Source organism: Azoarcus sp. L1K30 (assembly GCF_018122735.1).
Classification (GTDB): Bacteria; Pseudomonadota; Gammaproteobacteria; order Burkholderiales; family Rhodocyclaceae; genus Parazoarcus.
Genome location: NZ_JAGRRD010000001.1, coordinates 3,457,050 through 3,475,641, shown reverse-complemented (window position 1 = coordinate 3,475,641; position 18,592 = coordinate 3,457,050). Strand labels below are relative to the sequence as shown.

The 18,592-nt window shown below is 61.8% G+C and carries 16 protein-coding genes; 10 read left to right on the top strand and 6 right to left on the bottom strand.

Features of this window, described 5'->3' with window-relative positions; genetic code table 11:
- Positions 1–79: 79 nt before the first annotated feature.
- The 4 genes from J5J83_RS15990 (at position 80) to J5J83_RS15975 (ending at position 6,092) form a co-directional block, all read left to right on the top strand.
- A complete protein-coding gene (locus J5J83_RS15990) occupies positions 80–1,324 on the top strand; it encodes a restriction endonuclease subunit S (protein WP_212350830.1) in 1,245 nt (414 codons plus the stop codon).
- 7 nt (positions 1,325–1,331) lie between these two features.
- Positions 1,332–4,427 carry a type I restriction endonuclease gene (locus tag J5J83_RS15985; protein WP_212350828.1) on the top strand — a complete coding sequence of 1,032 codons (3,096 nt, stop codon included), beginning with the start codon at positions 1,332–1,334 and terminating at the stop codon, positions 4,425–4,427.
- A 32-nt stretch (positions 4,428–4,459) separates the two neighbouring features.
- Entirely contained in the window at positions 4,460–5,407 is a 948-nt protein-coding gene (locus J5J83_RS15980) for a DUF5655 domain-containing protein (RefSeq protein ID WP_212350827.1), read from the top strand.
- Positions 5,408–5,624: 217 nt separating this feature from the next.
- On the top strand, positions 5,625–6,092 hold the full coding sequence (locus J5J83_RS15975) for a helix-turn-helix domain-containing protein (protein ID WP_212350825.1): 468 nt from the start codon (positions 5,625–5,627) through the stop codon (positions 6,090–6,092).
- Between the two features lie 409 nt (positions 6,093–6,501).
- Here J5J83_RS15975 and J5J83_RS15970 read toward each other — a convergent pair whose 3' ends face one another.
- Positions 6,502–7,281 (bottom strand): 3-oxoacyl-ACP reductase family protein, encoded by a 780-nt coding sequence (locus J5J83_RS15970; RefSeq protein ID WP_212350824.1) that lies wholly within the window; start codon positions 7,279–7,281, stop codon positions 6,502–6,504.
- A 153-nt stretch (positions 7,282–7,434) separates the two neighbouring features.
- Here J5J83_RS15970 and J5J83_RS15965 point away from each other — a divergent pair, with 153 nt between their 5' ends.
- Together J5J83_RS15965 and J5J83_RS15960 are read left to right on the top strand one after the other, a co-directional pair.
- Positions 7,435–8,370, top strand: coding sequence for a LysR family transcriptional regulator (locus J5J83_RS15965; RefSeq protein ID WP_212350822.1), 936 nt, complete (start codon positions 7,435–7,437; stop codon positions 8,368–8,370).
- A gap of 308 nt (positions 8,371–8,678) precedes the next feature.
- Positions 8,679–9,908: a sensor domain-containing diguanylate cyclase gene (locus J5J83_RS15960; protein ID WP_249115748.1), complete on the top strand. Its 1,230-nt coding sequence runs from the start codon at positions 8,679–8,681 to the stop codon at positions 9,906–9,908.
- Between the two features lie 46 nt (positions 9,909–9,954).
- Here J5J83_RS15960 and J5J83_RS15955 read toward each other — a convergent pair whose 3' ends face one another.
- The 4 genes from J5J83_RS15955 to J5J83_RS15940 are packed head-to-tail and all read right to left on the bottom strand — an operon-like array spanning position 9,955 to position 12,985.
- A complete protein-coding gene (locus J5J83_RS15955) occupies positions 9,955–10,542 on the bottom strand; it encodes a DedA family protein (RefSeq protein ID WP_212350820.1) in 588 nt (195 codons plus the stop codon).
- A 15-nt stretch (positions 10,543–10,557) separates the two neighbouring features.
- The gene (locus J5J83_RS15950) at positions 10,558–11,982 is read right to left on the bottom strand and encodes a radical SAM protein (protein WP_212350818.1); all 1,425 of its coding nucleotides are present in this window, start codon (positions 11,980–11,982) and stop codon (positions 10,558–10,560) included.
- Positions 11,979–12,740, bottom strand: a complete 762-nt coding sequence (locus J5J83_RS15945; protein ID WP_349251905.1) for a prolipoprotein diacylglyceryl transferase family protein — start codon at positions 12,738–12,740, stop codon at positions 11,979–11,981. The genes J5J83_RS15950 and J5J83_RS15945 overlap by 4 nt, the downstream gene beginning before the upstream one ends.
- Positions 12,737–12,985 (bottom strand): hypothetical protein, encoded by a 249-nt coding sequence (locus tag J5J83_RS15940; RefSeq protein ID WP_212350816.1) that lies wholly within the window; start codon positions 12,983–12,985, stop codon positions 12,737–12,739. Before J5J83_RS15940 ends, J5J83_RS15945 begins: the two co-directional genes overlap by 4 nt.
- Before the next feature lie 261 nt (positions 12,986–13,246).
- Here J5J83_RS15940 and J5J83_RS15935 point away from each other — a divergent pair, with 261 nt between their 5' ends.
- The 4 genes from J5J83_RS15935 (at position 13,247) to J5J83_RS15920 (ending at position 17,641) form a co-directional block, all read left to right on the top strand.
- Complete coding sequence (locus J5J83_RS15935; RefSeq protein ID WP_212350814.1) at positions 13,247–14,113, top strand: AraC family transcriptional regulator; 867 nt, start codon at positions 13,247–13,249, stop codon at positions 14,111–14,113.
- Between the two features lie 126 nt (positions 14,114–14,239).
- Positions 14,240–14,593 (top strand): hypothetical protein, encoded by a 354-nt coding sequence (locus J5J83_RS15930; protein ID WP_212350812.1) that lies wholly within the window; start codon positions 14,240–14,242, stop codon positions 14,591–14,593.
- A 123-nt stretch (positions 14,594–14,716) separates the two neighbouring features.
- A complete protein-coding gene (locus J5J83_RS15925) occupies positions 14,717–15,829 on the top strand; it encodes a mechanosensitive ion channel domain-containing protein (protein WP_249115747.1) in 1,113 nt (370 codons plus the stop codon).
- A 168-nt stretch (positions 15,830–15,997) separates the two neighbouring features.
- The gene (locus J5J83_RS15920; protein WP_212350810.1) at positions 15,998–17,641 is read left to right on the top strand and encodes a methyl-accepting chemotaxis protein; all 1,644 of its coding nucleotides are present in this window, start codon (positions 15,998–16,000) and stop codon (positions 17,639–17,641) included.
- A gap of 13 nt (positions 17,642–17,654) precedes the next feature.
- Here the strand turns inward: J5J83_RS15920 and J5J83_RS15915 are convergent, their stop codons facing one another.
- Entirely contained in the window at positions 17,655–18,551 is an 897-nt protein-coding gene (locus J5J83_RS15915) for a LysR family transcriptional regulator (RefSeq protein WP_212350808.1), read from the bottom strand.
- Positions 18,552–18,592 lie beyond the last annotated feature (41 nt).

The following is an 18,592-nucleotide window of genomic DNA, read 5'->3' as shown; positions in this document are numbered from 1 at the left end:
GTATTCGAAATACCCAAGATACGAACCCAGCTCCGTTGAATGGCTTGGGGAACTTCCTCACGGATGGTCTGAAAAGCCCTTGAAGTTTCTCGGCGACACAATTCTTGGCCTTACCTATTCGCCAGAGGAAATTACGGATGAAGCCAGTGGCACATTGGTTCTCCGCGCCAATAATATTCAAGATCGGCGCCTTGTAGCAGATGACCCGGTATATGTCTGTGCCGACGCGCCTGAAAAACTGAAATTGAGATCTGGCGATATTCTGATTTGCTCAAGAAATGGGAGTAGGCGCTTAATCGGGAAATGCGGCCGAGTAACGACAGAGTTTGTGGGCTGTTACTTTGGTGCGTTTAATACAGTCTTCCGAACCCAAGCAAGCGACTACCTGTTCTATGTTCTGAACTCGAGCCTGTTTGAATTTCAGTCAGGTTCTTACCTCACTTCAACGATCAACCAACTCACGGTTGCCGCCCTAAACTCATTTGTAGTTCCGGTTCCTTCGCCCGAAGAACAAAAGAAGATTGCAGATTTTCTCGACTGGAAAACAGGCCAGATCGACGCGCTGATCGCGAAGAAACAGGCCTTAATCGAGAAGCTGAAGGAAAAGCGGTTGGCGGTGATTACCCAAGCCGTGACCAAGGGGCTTGATCCTGATATTCCTATGTATGACTCGAAGGTATCTTGGCTTGGTAAAGTGCCAGTTGGCTGGACCGTCAAAAAATTAAAGTACATCGCCACAGTTAGGTATGGATTGGGAGAGCCTCCAGAGTATGTAGATGAAGGTTTGAACCTTGTCCGGGCAACTGATATTTCTAAAGGAAGTATTGCTACGGATGGCTTTAAGAAAGTCCGGGCGGAGGATGTCCCTTGGGAAAGAAACCCTAAATTACGGGCTGGCGAAATTATTGTGGTTAGAAGCGGAGCTTATACCGGAGATTCTGCCATCGTCCCAACTGACCTTGAGGGGTCAATTGCCGGTTTCGATATGGTGGTAACTGCAACAGAAATTTCTTCGAAGATATTGGCTTGGGCTTTGTTATCACCGTATTTACTTGAGGCCCAGATTTACCAAACCCGAATGAGGGCAGCGCAACCTCATCTTAATGCCGAGGAACTTGGAAATTTCCTTGTGATTGTTCCGGCACCATCGGAGCAAGAATCGATAGCTCTGTTCATTGAAAATGAAACCGCTCGAATCGACCGGTTGATGGACAAAACGCGTCTTGCCATCACCCGCCTCACCGAATACCGCACCGCCCTGATCACCGCTGCCACCACGGGCCAGATCGACGTCCGCAAGGTTGCCATCCCTGCCCAAGCCTGAGCCTGCCATGAAAAAGCACACCGAAGCACGCCTCGAAGATGCCATCGTCGATCAGTTGTGTTCGGTGGGCGGCTACAGCTTCGTCGATTACCGCGAGGGTTCGGCCAAGGATCGTTATGACCCGGCGCGAGCGCTGGACCCGGTGCTGGTGCTGGAGTTCATCGCCGCGACGCAGCCCAAGCCGTGGCAAAGCCTGAACGCGATTCATGGCGCGGAGACGGGCAAGGTGGTGCTCGATCATCTGGTCAAGGAGCTGGACACCAAGGGCATGCTCAAGGTCTTGCGTCAGGGCTTCAAGTGTTACGGCAAGAAGCTGCGCGTGGCGGTGTTTGCGCCGAACAACCGGATGAATCCGGAGACGCTGGATTTGGTCGAAAAGAACCGGTTGACCGTAACCCGGCAGCTTTTCTATGGCGAAACGCGTGCCAGGAGCCTCGATCTGGTCTTGTTCCTGAACGGTTTGCCGCTGGTGACGGCGGAGTTGAAAAATCCGCTTTCCGGCCAGACGGTGGAGGATGCCAAGAAGCAGTACAAGAAGGATCGCGATGCGCGCGAACTGATCTTCGAGTTCAAGAAGCGGGCATTGGTGCATTTTGCCGTGGATCAGGACCAGGTCTTCATGGCGACGCGGCTTTCCGGCGACAAGACCTGGTTTCTGCCCTTCAACCTGGGCAACCACGGCCATGCCGGCAATCCGCCGGCCGCCGATGGCGGTTACCGCACGGCGTATCTGTGGCGCGAGGTGTGGCAGCGTGACAGCCTGCTCGACATTTTTGGCCGCTTCATGCATTTGCAGGTGGAGGAAAAGCGCATCCTCAGCGACGAGGGGATCAAGAAGATCAGCAAGGAGACGATGATCTTTCCGCGCTATCACCAGCTGGATGCGGTGCGCCGACTGGTCGCGCATGCGCAAACTTACGGGCCGGGGCGGAACTATCTGGTGCAGCACTCGGCGGGGTCGGGCAAGTCGAATTCGATTGCCTGGCTGGCGCATCGCTTGTCCAGCTTGCATGACGCCGAGGATCGCAAGGTGTTCGATTCGGTGATCGTGGTGACGGATCGCCGCGTGCTCGACCAGCAGTTGCAGAACACGATTTACCAGTTCGAGCACAAGCAGGGCGTGGTGCAGAAGATCGACGAGGACACTCGGCAACTGGTGCAGGCGCTGGCTTCGGGGACGCCGATCATCATCACGACCCTGCAGAAATTCCCCTTCATTGCCGAAACGCTGGACAAGCTGCGCGATGAACTGCCGCCCGAGTTACAGGAGGGGCTGGCGATTTCGACCCAGGGCAAGCGTTTTGCGGTAATAGTCGATGAGGCGCACAGCTCGCAGTCGGGCGAAAGCGCGATGGAGTTGAAAGGCGTGCTCAACGCGCATGGCGTGCGGGAAGAAGCGGCCCGCTACGTGCTTGAGCAAGGCGCCGACGAGGACGATGAAGCGGACCAGATGGCCGGCGTGGTGCGCGAGATGATGAAACGCGGCAAGCAGCCCAACCTGAGCTTTTTCGCTTTCACGGCAACCCCGAAATACAAGACGAAGAAGGTTTTCGATGAACCGGGGCCGAGCGGCGAAGCGCCATTTCACCTGTACACGATGCGCCAGGCAATTGAGGAACGTTTCATCCTCGATGTGCTCAAGCATTACGTGACCTACGAAGCCTATTTCCGACTGGTGCAGGTGGGTGACGATGATCCGCATGTCGAGCGCAAGAAGGCGGCGAGGGCGCTGGCGCGGACGCTGACTTTTCATGAGGTGAATCTGCGCACCAAGACCGAGGTGATGGTCGAGCATTTCCGTACCCATGTGCGCCACAAGATCGGCGGGCGGGCCAAGGCGATGGTGGTGACGGATGGCCGCCTGCATGCGGTGCGCTACAAGCAGACCTTTGACCGCTACATCGCCGAGAAGGGCTATACCGACGTGAAAACCCTGGTGGCGTTTTCCGGCGTGGTGGAAGACCCGGAGGCGCCGGGCAAGACGTGGACGGAAGTCGGCATGAACGGTGGCATCAAGGAAACCGAGTTGCCGGAGCGCTTCGACAGCAACGAATACCAGGTGTTGCTGGTGGCGGAGAAGTACCAGACGGGCTTCGACCAGCCTTTGCTGCACACGATGTACGTGGACCGCAAGCTGACCGGCTTGCAGGCGGTGCAGACCTTGTCGCGCCTGAACCGGACCTGTGCCGGCAAGGAAGATACCTTCATCCTCGATTTCCGGAACAAGCCGGAAGAAATCTTCAAGGCGTTCAAGCCGTATTACGAGGACACGCCGACCGAGCCGCTGACCGATGCCCAGCACCTGTATCGGCTTTATCACCAGATCGAGGAGCTTGGCCTGATCTTCGAAGAGGAGGTCAAAGCCTTTGGCGCGGTGTATTTCAAACCCCGCCGCAAGGAGACGGTTCATGACCATGCGGCCATGAACGGCATCCTCGATCAGGCGGTGGATCGGTTCAAGGAGCGGGACGAGGAAGCGCGCGACGAGATCAAGGCGCTGCTGGTGAGTTTCCGCAATCTCTATGGCTTTCTCTCGCAGGTGATTCCCTACCAGGACAGCGATCTGGAACTGCTCTATACCTATCTGCGTTTCCTGCTGACCAAGTTGCCCAAGCGCGAAGGTTCAGGCCCGGCACATCTGGAGGACGAGGTCGAACTGCAGTACTACCGCTTGCAGAAGATCAGCGAGGGCCAGATCGACCTGAACGCGGGCGACGGCCGGCCGCTGAAAGGCCCCGGCGATGTCGGTACCGGACAACAGGACGAGACGATTCGTCTGTCCGAGCTGATCGATATCCTCAACGAGCGTTTCGGGACCGATTTCACCCAAGCCGACCAGTTGTTCTTCGATCAGATCCAGGAAGAAGCCATCGAGAGCGAGGTCCTGCGCAAGGCGGCAGCTTCAAACTCGAAGGAAGACTTCCGCTATGTTTTCGAGAAGGCCTTTGAAGGCCTGGTGATCGACCGGATGGACGGCAACGAGGATATCTTCGGCAAGCTGATGAGCGATGGCGAGTTTCGCCGGCTGGCGATGGAGCACCTGTTGCACAAGGTGTATGGCGCATTGCAGGGCAGCGGTGGCGTGGATCAGCCCCGGACCTGAGTTTTGGCGGTTTCGGCAACGGACGATTGAAGATGACGGCAATAAAGCTCTTCCGCTATTCCAGCAGCAGCACGATCGAACTGCCCGGCAAGGCCGTGGCTATCGAGAAAACGCTGCAGAAGCTGATCGAATCGCAGATGGATACCTTCCTGGGCGTGCGTTTCCTTGCCTCCGAGTTCAGCACGGGCGCCAAGCATCGAGGGCGCATCGATTCGCTCGGGCTAGACGAAAACGGCTGCCCGGTCATCATCGAGTACAAGCGGCACAGCAACGAAAACGTGATCAACCAGGGTTTGTTCTATCTGAATTGGTTGCTGGATCACAAGGCCGATTTCCGCCTTCTCGTGATGGACACCCTAGGAAAGGAAGAGGCGGACAAAATCGAGTGGAGCGGTACGCGCCTACTCTGCATCGCCGCTGATTTCACCCGTTACGATGAGCATGCCGTCGAGCAGATCAACCGCAATATCGAGCTGATCCGCTACAAGCTGTTTGGCGATGATTTGTTGTTGTTCGAACTGGTCAATGGCGGCAGCGCAGCGAGTACGCAATCGCTTGCCGAAGCTGATGTGCCGATTCGCGAGAAGCCTGCCAAGGTGCCCGCAGCAGCCACATTGGCAATGAAGACGCACGCTGACCAGATCGCCACGGCTTCGCCCGAGCTGCTTGCGCTCTTCGAGCAGACGCGCAGCTTCATCCTCGCGCAGGGCGACGACATCATCGAGAAGCCGCTGAAGCTCTACGTGGCTTTTCGCAGACTGAAGAATTTTGTGTGCATGTCGCTGATCTCAAAACAGAATCCGCATGTATTCCTGACGCTGAAACTGGATCCAGCAAGCGTTGCGCTGGACAAGGACTTTTCCCGTGACGTGACCAATATTGGTCACTGGGGAACTGGCGATCTGGAGTTAACCCTGCGCACGCCCGCCGATTTCGAGAAGGCAAAATCTCTGATTGAACGGGCGTACCAAGAAAACTGAGCATGCCTACGGTGATCCTGTGCTCGGAATGGCCCGCAGCGTGTCGCCGATATGTCTGATCCTGCTTGAAGAGCATCGAAAATTTATCCTCTTATCGGGTGGGTCAATAAAATACAGCCAGTAAACGTTTCGTTTATTTCGTTTGTTTCGTATATTACAGATACAGGGAAGCTACTTCTGGTAGCACCCGCAGAGAAACAAACAGGAGGAAAGCATCATGGCAAACGCGCAAGCAGCCATCGACACCGTGCTGGATGAGCACGATGCGGCACTGGCGCAAGCCGCTCAACGTTGCTTGATGGCAGCGTTGGATCATTCGCGGGCGGACACCATACGCCTGATTGCACAGGGTGAAGATGAAGTTCAGGCGGTCGTCGAGCTTCCCCCGACGGTGCTGCGCTTCATGGCCGATCTGCTCGGGGTGATGGCACAGCGTCAGCCTGTCGCCGTGCTCCCACAGAAACTCGAACTCTCCACTCAGGAAGTGGCAAACATGCTGAATGTGTCGCGTCCGTACGTGGTCAAGGAAATCGAGGCAGGACACCTGCCTTGCCGTAAGGTTGGTCGCCATCGGCGTGTCCTGTTCGAGGACATGATTGCTTATCAGCAAAAATCTCGCTCTGAATCGGATGCGGCGCTGCAGGCCTTGGCCGATCAGGCTCGAGAGCCGGGCCTGGGATACTGAAATGGCAGGGCCACCACGCTACACGGTGATTCTGGACGCTTTCGTGCTGTACCCCGCGCCTCCGCGACGTGCTCTTGAGCCTTGCCAGTGCGGGTCTGTTTCATGCCCGCTGGTCTGACGCCATGTCTGCAGACCAGGATCCGAAAACCCTATTTGAATGACGGAAGAGGTGCAAAAAAGCTCCTGAGGGAGCTTTTTTCGTGGACCTTGATCGTGGCAACGTTTGGCGCTCGGCCATTGCCCGCGATCATGATACCCGTGAGGTGGGAACGGGACTCAACTGGCGCCAACAGACCCATCCCCATCCTGTCCTTCAACATGCAAGGCAAGGTTGCGGACCTCCGTTCATCGCCTCCTGATTGCCAGCCGAATGACAGGCCTGGTCTCCGCCTTGCCTGCACCGCAAGCCTCAGGCCGAAAATCCGCCGTCAATCAGCAGGCTGGCGCCGCTAATGTAGGCCGCCTCCGGGCCTGCCAGATACGCAGCAAAGCTCGCCACCTCTTCCACCGTACCGTATCGCGGTAGCGCCATCAGGCCCTTCAAGGTATGCGCAAAATCGCCGCTGTCCGGATTCATCTCGGTGTCGATCGGGCCAGGCTGAATGTTATTGACGGTAATGCCGAGCGGACCGAGATCGCGCGCCAGACCCTTGGTCAGGCCGACGATGGCGGACTTGCTCATGGCGTATACCGATCCGCCCTGGAACGGCATGCGGTCGGCGTTGGTGCTACCGATGGTAATGATGCGGCCGCCCCTGTCCATGTGCTTGACCACCGCCTGCGAGGCGACGATCACGCTGAGCACGTTCACCGCCAAGGTGCGATCAATATCTTCGAGCGAGATCTCGGCTTCGCCGACATTGCCCAGGGCGAGCACGCCAGCGTTGTTCACCAGGATATCGATCTTGCCGTAGGTGTCGGCCACGACCTGCACGGCGGCTTTGATCTGCCCGGCATCGGCACTGTCGGCCCTGATCGCAATGGCGCGACCGCCGATGGCTTCGATCTCCTTGACGACTTCCTGCGCCTTGTCGGCCGAGCTGGCGTAGGTCAGCGCGACGGTGGCGCCGTCACGAGCCAGCCGCCTGGCAATGGCGGCGCCAATGCCGCGCGATCCTCCCTGCACCAAGGCGACCTTCCCGGCCAGGTGATTGACTTGAGCTTGTACGTTCTGCGCTTGCTTCGACATGATGTATCTCCTTGAGTGGTTTGGCTTCGCGCCGTCGCTAGGCCATGGAGCGCACTATCCGCCGATCATTACATTGTGATAAGCCATGAATCCTTATATTCTGTTGAAACCAATGGTTTGAAATAGGCAGGCTGGATCTGGCCTGAAGGGCGCATGGAAACACTCGGCGGTATTGAATGCTTCGTCCGCAGTGCTGAAGCCGGCAGCTTCTCCGAAGCAGCGCGGCGCCTGGGTCTGACCTCCGCCGCGGTAGGCAAGAACGTGGCCAGACTGGAGTCCAGTCTGGGGATCCGCCTGTTCCAGCGCAGCACGCGGAGCCTTCGCCTGACCGAAGCCGGCACGCGTTTTCTGGCCGAAGTCGGCACAAGCCTGGCAACCATACAGAGCGCGGTAGCCAACCTCGCCGATGCCGAAGGACAAGCTGCCGGCACGCTCAAGGTCAGCATGGGTAACGCTTTTGGGCGCGAGCACATCGTGCCGCTGTTGAGCGACTTTCTTGCCCGGCATCCGGCGATCGTGCCCGACTGGCACTTCGACAATCGTCAGGTTGATCTGATCGCCGAAGGCTTCGACGCTGCCATCGGCGGCGGCTTCGAGCTCCCTCCCGGCCTGGTCGCCCGCACCCTGGCGCCGGCGCACATCGTGCTGATCGCCTCTCCGACCTACCTCGCTGCCCGGCCGCCAATCACGCATCCGGATCAGCTCAAGGAACATGCCGGCATCTTCATTCGCTCGCCGCAAACCGGGCGTATCCGACCGTGGGCGCTGATCAACAGCAAGGATGCGCGCCGCAAGGAACAGATGCCGATAGACATGCAAATCCGCATGACCATGAGCGACCCCGCTGCGTCGCTCGAGGCGGCCGAGCAGGGCCTGGGTATTGCCGTCACCAGCATGCCCAACGCCGAGCCCTATCTCGCGAGCAAGCGCCTCGTCCGCGTCCTGCCGGACTGGTATGCCGATGCCGGCACCCTTTCACTCTACTTTTCGGCACAAAGGCTACTGCCGGCAAAGAGCCGGGCATTCATCGATTTCGTGGTGTCCCATTTCCGCGAGCACAAGCTGGCGCAGCGCTTCAGCGCATACTGAAGCGCCCCGGCCTCTGCGGGCACCTCGACGGAAGCACAACCATATGTGCTCTTCCACGAGCAAAGACAAATGTCAGCCAAGGCCACCGAGTTGCCCTCCAGCAAATGCACTCACGTAACCTTCATCCGCGACAATGATTTCATCAGATCCAACCTTTGCCAGTCTTCCCCGCGGAGCCCGCCCGATGAAGCCACGTCAACGTCCGTGACAGATGGCACGCCGTCACCCGCCATCGGACCTTATCATCGAGGCCATATATCCTTCGCCATACTTCCCCCATTACCTCCACGCAGTCGACCAGATACCTGATGCACACCCCGTATTCCGCGCTGGACCTGCTCAGCACGCCCGTCTGGATCGTTTCGCCGAGCGCCGGGCAGATCACGTATGCGAATGATGCGGCGAAGGAGCTGTCCCCAAGTGTCGAACTGGCGGCCTTGCGCCATGGCAGGTATTCCGCGCACGCCGAAGAGCACCTCCTGACCTATCTCCCCGCGCTTCGAGCGCGGGAGCAGGTTGTCGAGATCTGGACCGTGTGCCGAAACGAACATGCCGTGCCGCTGAGCTGCAAGCTCTCACTGTTGCAATGTGACGGGGCCGAGGAAGAAATGCTGGTTGAAGGCATCCTGGCGAGCCTGCCGGGACTCAGCACGCAAAGCAGCGGCAGCAGCAGCAAGCAGGAGGATCGCGGCATCTTTGAGACGCTGTTCCATTCGAATAGCGCGCCGATGCTGCTCATCGACCCCGCTGCCGATGGCCGGATCGTGGATGCCAACCTGACCGCAACGCGCTTTTACGGTCATTCCCGCGAGACCCTGTGCCAGATGCACACCTGGCAGATCAACGCGCTTGGGCGGAGCGTCCTGCCGATCATGGATGAAGTGGCCAAACTGCCCGGCGGTCACAAGCCGCTGAATTTCGTCCACCGCCTTGCCGACGGTGGCTTACGCAACGTGCAAACCTATGCCGGCCCGCTGATGCATCAGGGACGGCGGCTGATGTTCTGCATCATTCACGACGTGACGGAACAGAAACGGTTGAAGGACGAGCTGGAGCACGCCGCGTCCAGGGACCCCCTGACCGGCCTGTGGAACCGGCGCCGCTTCCTGCAGATGCTGGAGAACGCACATGGTCAGAAGCGCCGCCACGATCAGGATTACAGCCTGATGCTGCTGGACGCGGATCATTTCAAGGCGATCAATGACCAGCATGGGCATCATGCGGGGGATGAAGCCCTGGTCCTGCTTGCGAAGGTTCTGGAAACCCGGGTCCGGGAGACGGATGCCGTCTGCCGCTGGGGCGGCGAAGAATTCATGGTGCTGCTGCCGCGCACCGACTTGCACGACGCTGCCCGATTGGCCGAATCCTTGCGGGAAATCATCGCCCAAACCCGATTGCCGCTGCTGCCAACCATCACCGTCAGCATCGGCGTGGCCCAGCATCAGGCCAGCGAAACGACGGAATGCCTGCTGAAGCGGGCGGACGAGGCGCTCTATCGCGCCAAGCACCTGGGCCGCAACAGGGTCGAACTGGCCTGAACGCGCACCGTCCGGTCCGCTGCAAGCAACGAACACGGGCAGGTATTCAGGACGCGGAATCGTGACGGGGACCCGCTGCGCGACTGGCACGTGCCCGCCGTCGCCGCCACAGCCAGACCACGCCACCCGTCAACAGGATGCCCAGCAGTACGGCCTCTTCGATGTGCTTCAGGTTGGAGAGGAGCGAACTCATGGTATAACCAAAGAAATAGCCCGCCCCTGACACCAGCACCGCCCAAGGGACGGCACCGATCACGTTGAGTACGGCGAAACGCAGGAAGGGAACACGGCTGCTGCCGAGCAGGACCGGGCCGGCAATGCGCAGGCCATAGAGAAAGCGCACGCTGAGGATGAAGACGGTGGCGTGGCGTTCGAGCAGGGCATGCACGCGCGGCTTCTGTGCAGCCAGCGCCGGAAAACGCGCAATCAACGCGTCGCCCTTCCAGCGTCCGAGCATGAAGGCCAGCTGGTCGCCGAGTACGCCGCCGACAATGGCCACGACGATCACCGTCGGCCAGTCGAGCAGCCCGCGGTGCGCGGCAAAGCCGGCGGCGATCAGCATCGTCTCACCCTCGAGCAGCGCCCCGGCAAAGACCGCGAGATAGCCGTAGCTGGCAACGAAGGCACTGATCATGGACACGGCCTCGATCTAGCGCCGACGCGCGGTGGCCGCGGCGATTTCGGCCTGGATCTCACGGGTTTTCTCGATGCGCTCGCCACGGTAGAACAGATTGTAGGCTTCGAAGGGAATCAGGCGCCCATCCGGCTGGGCAAAGTGCACGCAGGATTTCTTCAACGCGCGCAGGTCGAGGTTGGCAGCATCCATGAACTGCACGATGAGCACCCGGAAGACATTCTCGTAGCCGAGAGCCGGCGCGGCGATGGCCGGCAGGCAACAGAGCAGCGACGACAGGCAGCTGGCCTGCGATTCGGGCGAATGATTGGTCGAGAACAGCTTGAACACGGCCTCCTTCATCGCCGGATCGCGCTCGAAAACGATGGTATTGCGCGGCCCGGCGAGCAGTGCATCGGGGCCGAGATGGCGGGTCAGCGGCAGCACCTCATCGCCCAGCTTGAGGGCATAGCCCATCGCCAGCGTGTCCGGGTTGCAGGGCACGGGCACGATGTCGTCGAGCGTGAACAGGCCGGACTGCTCGGCGACCCGGCGTCGCACCTCGCTCACCGTCAGCCGGTGCCGGGCGGCATCGAAATCGACATTGCGCCCGGCATCGGACACCGGCTGCAAGGTCACGCCGCGCACGCAGCGATACTGCAGGCCGTGCTGGATCACCTCCCCGATCTGGTCGTCGTTGACGCCGCGCTTGACCGTCATCACCAGCGTGGTCGACAGGCCGTGCGCCTCCAGCCTGGCCAGCGCGCGGGCGTGGATATCGGCCAGATCAGCGCCGCGCATCTGCTGCAGCACCGCGTCGTGCAGGGAATCGAACTGCAAGTAGATCTCGATGCCCGGCCGGTAGCCCGCCAGCCTCGCCACGAAGGCTTCGTCGCGGGCGATGCGAAGACCGTTGGTGTTGATCATCAGATGGCGGATCGGCCGTGCCCTGGCGGCATCGAGGATGGCGAAGAAATCCGGATGCAGGGTCGGCTCGCCGCCGGAAAGCTGCACCACATCCGGTTCGCCCTCGTTGGCGACGACGGCATCGAGCATCGCCTCCACCTCGGCCAGCGATCGGTGGGTCTGCCGCTCGGGGCCGGATTCGGCGTAACACACCGGGCAGCGCAGGTTGCAGTGCTCGGTGATCTCGACCACCGAAAGGCACGAGTGCTGCATGTGATCGGGACACAGCCCGCAGTCGTAGGGGCAGCCGTGGCGCATGGGCGTGTTGAAACGCTCGGGCATCTCCGGCGCCTTCACGTAGACCTCGCGACCGAGGCGGTAGTAGGCGGCATCGTCGGCGATCAGCACCCGCTCGCTGCCATGCGCCGGGCACCATTTGTCGAGAAAGACATCATCGCCCTTGATGACGATCTTGGCTTCGACCTGACGCAGGCAGGTGGTGCACACCGACGCGGTGGTGTCGTAGAAAAGCCAGGGGCGGTTCTTGCGGCTCATGCCGTCTCCTCTTGCGCGGTGTCGCGGATCGGGTTCGGCTGCCGCAACAGGGTCGGCAGGTAGATCAGCAGCGCCACCAGGCACACCCATTGAATGCCCGACCAGCCAAGCGGATAGGCGTAGGGCACCGGCTTCAGGCTGTCGATCAGCAGGCGCCACACCAGATAGGCGACAAGCATCCACTTGAACAGCCGCCCCGGCCGGTCGGCCAGGCGCGCTTGCACCCGGCGCAGGACTCGCCACAGGACAGCGGCAAAGCCGATTTCGTAGAGCTGGGTGGGGTGGCGGGGAATGCCGTCGCCGAAGTCGATACCCCACGGCAGATCGGTAGGCGTGCCGAAGGTGCCGTCCGCCAGGCCGGCCAGAAAGCAGCCGAGGCGGCCAATCATCAGGCCGAGCAATACCGGAAACACGAAGGCGTCGCCGGTCGAGTACGTGATGCCGCTCAGCTTCTTCGCCAGCTCGACACCGAGCAGACCGCCGAGCAGGCCACCGACCATCGACTGCCCGCCCAGCCACACCGCGGGCGTGTTCCAGTGGATTGCCAGCAGATGTGGCATTTCGATCCAGAACACCAGCTTATTGCCGATCGCCGCACCGAAGATGCAGCCGACCGCCACGGCGAACGCCTTGCCCTCGAGCATGCTGCCACCGCCCGCGCGCCGGCGCAGCTGCCGGTACCACGCCACGCCACAGGTCAGCGCGGCCATTTCGAGCACCGCGTGCACCTGCAGCGCATAGGGCAGGGGAAAGATCACGGCTGTTCCGGCGGCAATTGTTCGCTATCGTTCGATGCGGCCGTGGGTTTGCGCCTGAACGAGCGCAGCAGCGCATAAACCATCACGCCGCCGAAAGCGAGCGAGGCAAGGCCGAACAGACCGTACATCACCGATGCCGAATTCGGCTGCGAAAACCCGACTGCGCCGCAGAACATCCCGGCGGCGATCAGCACCAGGCCAACCCCGAGCAACAGGACTTTCAGTAGAAACACGATGACTTGCATGCTTTGCTCCCGCTCATTGATCTGCGCACGGCAGCGGCCCGCCCCGCGCGCGTTCGCGACCGGCCGCCACGGGGCACGCGGCGGTCACCGTGGTGCAAGGGGTGCCGGGTTCATACAGCTGCTGGACGACGAGATGCCTTTACGCATGCGATTGACCGCATGCAGGCGCGATTATTGGGCCTGCCGCCACACTGAGCAATCCTGGTCAGGATTCGGTGCGACGTATCGCGCATAGTGCGCCCCGTGAACAGAGGAGAAAAGATGAACGATACACGGGCGAAGGCCTATGCGGCGCGCTTCGGAAAGGTGCTCGATTACATCGAAGACCACCTGGGCGAAGCGTTGAGCACGGAACACCTGAGCCAGGTCGCGCACTTCTCCAAGTTCCATTTCCATCGGCAATTCGCCGAGCACATCGGCACCAGCCTTGCTCGATACATCCTGCTGTTGCGCCTGCGGCGTGCGTCCCACCAGCTCGCCTTCGATCCGCATGCAAAGATCATCGACATCGCCCTGGAAGCCGGCTTTGAAAACCCGGAATCGTTCTCGCGTGCGTTCAGGAACACCTTCGGCCAGTCGCCATCCGGATTCAGGCGGCAACCGGAATGGGCATCCTGGCACGAGCGCTACCGGTTTCGGCTCCCTGAAAGGAAACACATCGTGAACGTTGAGATCGTCCATTTCGAAACCACCCGCGTCGCCGCGCTCGAGCATCGTGGCCCCGCCGAAAGAGTGAATGATTCGGTCGCCCGCTTCATTGCCTGGCGCAAGGAAAGCGGTCTTTCGCCCAAGCTGCTCAGCCGGTCCTTCGGCATCGCCTACGACAACCCCGACACCACCGATCCCGATCAATTCCGCTTTGACATCTGCGGTGAGGAGCGCGCCGGACTGCCACCCAATCCACAGGGCGTGGTGAGCAAGACCATTCCCGGCGGCCGCTGCGCACGCGTGCGCCATCTCGGCACCCATGCCCGGATCGGCGAGAGCATCTACCCGCTCTATCGCGACTGGCTGCCCGACAGCGGCGAGGAACTGCGCGACTTTCCGTTGTATTTCCATTACATCAACCTGCTGCCCGACACGCCGGAGAACGAACTGATCACGGATATCTATCTGCCCTTGAAATAGTCCGGACCGGTGCCTGCGGCGGAGGCGGGTTTCACTACATCCGCCACCGCTGCAGTGTTACGCCGCCGGTACCGCGTTGCTGCCTAATGAACGGGCCGTTCAGGCTCTGTTCAAGGGGCTTGAGCCATGCTCCGGGACATCATCGTGTACTCGGACCATGCCATGCGCCTCAGCACCCTCGGCCTCGAACTCACCCTCCTTGCGCTGCTCGCCTGCGGCACGCCGGTTCTTGCGGCAAGTACGGCGGATGCCGCGACCGCCGACATGTCCGCCTGCGATCAGGTGCGTGCCAGCATCCTCGCCCAAACCGGTATTCGCGAGCGCCCGGACATCGATCTGCTCGACCGCATCCGGGCACATCCCGAATGCGGTTTCACCACCCCGGAGGTCTTCCGGGCGGCCTTTGGCGACAAACCGATGCCGGCGCCCGGGCCCGCGCACCACCGCCCGTGGCGCCGCCATTCGCACGACGACGACTGAAGCTGCGGCCGTGGGCGCGCGCCCCATACCTGCGTTCATCGAGACGACAGCGGAACCATTTCCCCGCCACGTCCCCTTACCTTGTGCATTGCGGCAGACTGTCGCCACAAGACGTGAGAAACCATGAACGAACTTGCCATACCCGAACCGCAATCCCTTGAAACCTGGCTCGACGGCCATATCGGCCCCTGGATGGGCAGCATGGTCGCGGCGGCCGTTGCGCTCACTGTCGCCCTCGCGGCCCATGGTGTGCTCTATGCCGCACTGGGGCGCTTCGTCCGGGGCAGCGCGGTCGGCGAGTCATTGGTCCGTGGCACGCGCATGCCGACGCGCTGGGCGATGCTCGCGCTCGGTGCCCTGCTCGGTCTCGAGGGTGCGCCGGCAGACCTTCCCGGCATCGGCCCCGCGCACCAGTTCGTGGTGCTGCTGACCATCGGCGCACTCACGTGGACCGCGCTACGTGCGGTGCACGGCGTGGGAACGGGCGTACTCGACGGCTATCGCGACAGCGACATCGCGGACGAGTACCAGGCCCGCCGCGTGCGCACCCAGACGCGGGTACTGACCCGTATCGCCGGCTTCCTCGCGGTCACGGTCGGTATCGCGGCCATGCTGATGACTTTTCCCGCGGTCCGCCAGATCGGCGCCAGCATGCTGGCCTCGGCCGGCGTTGCCGGACTGGTGGTCGGTTTCGCCGCGCGCCCGGTGCTCGCCAACCTGCTGGCCGGCCTGCAGATCGCGCTGACCCAGCCGATCCGCATCGGCGACGTCGTCATCGTCGAAAAGGAGTGGGGCTGGATCGAGCAGATCTTCAGCACCTACGTGGTGGTGCGGGTATGGGACGAACGCCGGCTGGTAGTGCCGCTCAATTACTTCATCGAGCATCCGTTTCAGAACTGGACGCGCGACAGCTCGCAGTTGATCGGCTCGGTCCATTGGTGGGTGGACTACCGCATGCCGTTGGCGCCGCTGCGCACCGAGCTCGAACGGCTGTGCAATCTCGCGCCCGAATGGGACAAACGCCTGCAGCTGCTGCAGGTGGTGGATGCCGGCGACCGCGCCGTGCAGCTGCGGGCCCTGGTCAGCGCACCCGACGCGGCCAAGGCGTGGGATCTGCGCTGCCGCATCCGCGAAGGCATGCTCGATTTCATTCAGCGCGAGTATCCGCAGTTTCTGCCGCAGATCCGCGCCGAGCCCGCCACCGACAAGGCAAGCGCGGCCTTCGACATCGTCTGAGGGCTTTCAGCCGGCACACTGGACGTCGGCCCGCGACGTCGCGACGCCAGCCAGCGGCCTGCCGCAGCGCAACAAAAAATTCATTTACGGCCGCCGCCAGTGGGATGTAATCGACGCTCGCCCCGTCTTCATTTGACGCCACCTCGTCGGTGTGCGCGTGAGCAGAACATGAGCATCCGTCAGCTACTCGGTCTTTTTATCCTGATCGTCGGCCTCTTCCTGAGCGCGCTGTCGATACTGGGAACCCTGCAGTTGCAACGCAACATGACCGTCATGGACAGCATGATGGATCGTGCCGCCCCCAGCGCACTCGAGGCCGCCGATCTGTCCGCCCAGTTCAAGGACGTTCAGCTGCGGCTCGGTGCCGTCGTTCGTGCCCGCGACGCGGACCTGGTTGCGAGCCTGTCCGGCACGCTGCGCGAAGACCGCGACCGCCTCACGGCCGGGATCGCCTCGATCGAGGCCGGCGCCGCATCCGAAACCGAGACACGTCTCATGCGCCAGGCACGTGAGAGCATCGCCAACTATTTCGCCGCGATCGACGAAACGCTCGCATACATGCAACGAGGCCAGCAGCTCTATGCGGAAGCGAACCTCGATGCCAATGTGGCCCAGTACGAGAAGGAACTTAAGGGCATTCTCGACACCCTGCGGATCGAGAAGCGGCGCAACATGACGCAAGCCTCAGCCGAGCTGCGTACCACGGTAGAGGCCGGGGCGTGGATCCTGCTCGGCTCGACGGGCTTGACCCTCTTCGTGCTCGTTAGCCTGGCGGTGCACCTGTACTTCCGCATCGTGCGTCCGATGCGGCGCATGCGCGAGGAAATGGCGGCCATCGGCGAGACGCTCGATTTCACCCGCCGCGTGCCCGTGCTACGCAAGGATGAGTTCGGCGCCACGATGCAGGCCTTCAACGGTCTGGTCGACGTGCTGCAGCGCAGCCTGGGGGAGATGACCGAAGCCGTTCGACAGAACGAGGCGGCCTCGGTGCAGATGCAGCATTCCGCAGTGACGCTGGCGAAAATCGCAGCGAACGGGGGCGAGGCGTCGCACGCCATCGAGGCAGCCGTACAGCGCATCAAGAACGATATCGAGGCCATTACCCTGGGGACCCGCGATGCCAGCGGTCTGTCGCAGTCCTCCGGAGACCTGGCGACGCGCAACAGCACCGTGATCAGCGAGGCGGTGGCGCGCATCGACACCCTTGCGGGACAGATCGACATGGCTTCGGGTCGCATTCACGCACTGGCCGGTGCCGGCGAGCAGATCGAGACCGTCGTGCGCGAGATCCGCGAAATTGCGGAGCAGACCAATCTTCTTGCCCTCAATGCGGCCATCGAGGCCGCGCGTGCAGGCGAGCGGGGCCGCGGCTTCGCCGTCGTGGCCGACGAGGTGCGCAAGCTCGCCGAACGGTCGGCAATATGTACCCGCCTGATCGCCGAACAGGGCGGCACCATTCGCGAAACCTCGGTCGACGCGCGTGCGCTGATGGCCCGCGTCGTCGACGACATGCAGGCGAGCATCGTCCTCTCGCGCTCCTCGGGCGAAGCGATGTGTTCCATCGAAGCGGCCGCATCGCGAGTGGCCGAGGTCGTCGGCGAGATCGCTGCGCTGGCCGACGCCGGACAGGCTTCCAGCCACGCCATCGACGCCCAGCTCGACACCGTCAGCAAGGTCATGAACAACGCGCAGGAGGCGGCGTCCCACTCCGAGCTGTCGGCCGATTCGGTACGCGATATCTCCAGACGCCTGGCGCAGATCATCGACCGCTTCCGTGTCGGCGATTCGGCGGGATTGGTCCACGCCCGCTGAACGCGCCCCTCGCTCAACGCAGCGGCGCGCACGTCTCCCTGAGCAGTCCGCGCAACCAGCGGTGTGCCGGGTCGGCATCGAGGCGGGGGTGCCACAGCATCGACACCGTGAACGCCGGGAGTGCAAACGGCAGCTCGAAGGCGTGCATGCCTTCACGCAAGCCGGCGGTGTGTCGCGCCGGGACGGTGGCAATCAGATCCGAGGCGCGCGCCAGCGCCAATGCCGTTGAAAAACCACCGACGACGGTGACAATCGCGCGCGTCAGACCGACTGCGGCCAGTACCTCATCGACCGGGCCCTTGTCGAGGCGCCGACGCGAGACGAAGACATGGCGGCCGGCCGCATAGGTCACCAGCGTGACCTCTCCCTGGCTCAGCGGGTGCCCCACCCGCACGACGCCGATGAAACGGTCCCGGAACAAGGCCTGCACACGCAGCTCCGGCGCCTCCGCCTTTCCCACCACGCCGGTTTCCAGATCGACCTGGCCTTCGCGCAGCGGGGTGCTGTCCTTGTCAGGTTTGTGCACAAAGCACAGGCGCACGCCAGGCGCCTCCGCGCCGACACGGGCGATGAGCTCGGGTCCGAAGCGCTCCACGAAGCCTTCGCTGGTCCGCAAGGTGAAGGTTCTGTGCAGCCGTTCGAGGTCGAGCGCCTCGACGGGACTCAACACGGCCTCTGCCTCGTGCACGAGCAGACGGGTGCGCTCGCGCAACTCGATCGCCCGCGGCGTGGGAACGAGACCCCGGCCGGCCCTGACCAGTAGCGGATCGCCGGTCGTTTCACGCAATCGCGCCAACGCCCGGCTCATGGCCGACGGGCTCAGGCGCAGGCGCCGCGCAGCGCTGGCCACGCTGCCTTCCGCAAGCAGCACATCGAGGGTGACGAGCAGGTTCAGATCGGGTCGGGACATGCGTCAACAATAGCAGCGAACAGCCACATATGGCGTCAGAC

Coding starts and splice junctions, on each gene's coding strand:
- J5J83_RS15940 (WP_212350816.1), bottom strand. CDS start 12,985: ATGCAAGTCATCGTGTTTCTACTGAAAGTCCTGTTGCTCGGGGTTGGC.
- J5J83_RS15920 (WP_212350810.1), top strand. CDS start 15,998: ATGAGCATCCGTCAGCTACTCGGTCTTTTTATCCTGATCGTCGGCCTC.
- J5J83_RS15950 (WP_212350818.1), bottom strand. CDS start 11,982: ATGAGCCGCAAGAACCGCCCCTGGCTTTTCTACGACACCACCGCGTCG.
- J5J83_RS15970 (WP_212350824.1), bottom strand. CDS start 7,281: ATGTCGAAGCAAGCGCAGAACGTACAAGCTCAAGTCAATCACCTGGCC.
- J5J83_RS15975 (WP_212350825.1), top strand. CDS start 5,625: ATGGCAAACGCGCAAGCAGCCATCGACACCGTGCTGGATGAGCACGAT.
- J5J83_RS15955 (WP_212350820.1), bottom strand. CDS start 10,542: ATGATCAGTGCCTTCGTTGCCAGCTACGGCTATCTCGCGGTCTTTGCC.
- J5J83_RS15925 (WP_249115747.1), top strand. CDS start 14,717: ATGAACGAACTTGCCATACCCGAACCGCAATCCCTTGAAACCTGGCTC.
- J5J83_RS15960 (WP_249115748.1), top strand. CDS start 8,679: ATGCACACCCCGTATTCCGCGCTGGACCTGCTCAGCACGCCCGTCTGG.
- J5J83_RS15980 (WP_212350827.1), top strand. CDS start 4,460: ATGACGGCAATAAAGCTCTTCCGCTATTCCAGCAGCAGCACGATCGAA.
- J5J83_RS15930 (WP_212350812.1), top strand. CDS start 14,240: ATGCTCCGGGACATCATCGTGTACTCGGACCATGCCATGCGCCTCAGC.
- J5J83_RS15965 (WP_212350822.1), top strand. CDS start 7,435: ATGGAAACACTCGGCGGTATTGAATGCTTCGTCCGCAGTGCTGAAGCC.
- J5J83_RS15915 (WP_212350808.1), bottom strand. CDS start 18,551: ATGTCCCGACCCGATCTGAACCTGCTCGTCACCCTCGATGTGCTGCTT.
- J5J83_RS15985 (WP_212350828.1), top strand. CDS start 1,332: ATGAAAAAGCACACCGAAGCACGCCTCGAAGATGCCATCGTCGATCAG.
- J5J83_RS15935 (WP_212350814.1), top strand. CDS start 13,247: ATGAACGATACACGGGCGAAGGCCTATGCGGCGCGCTTCGGAAAGGTG.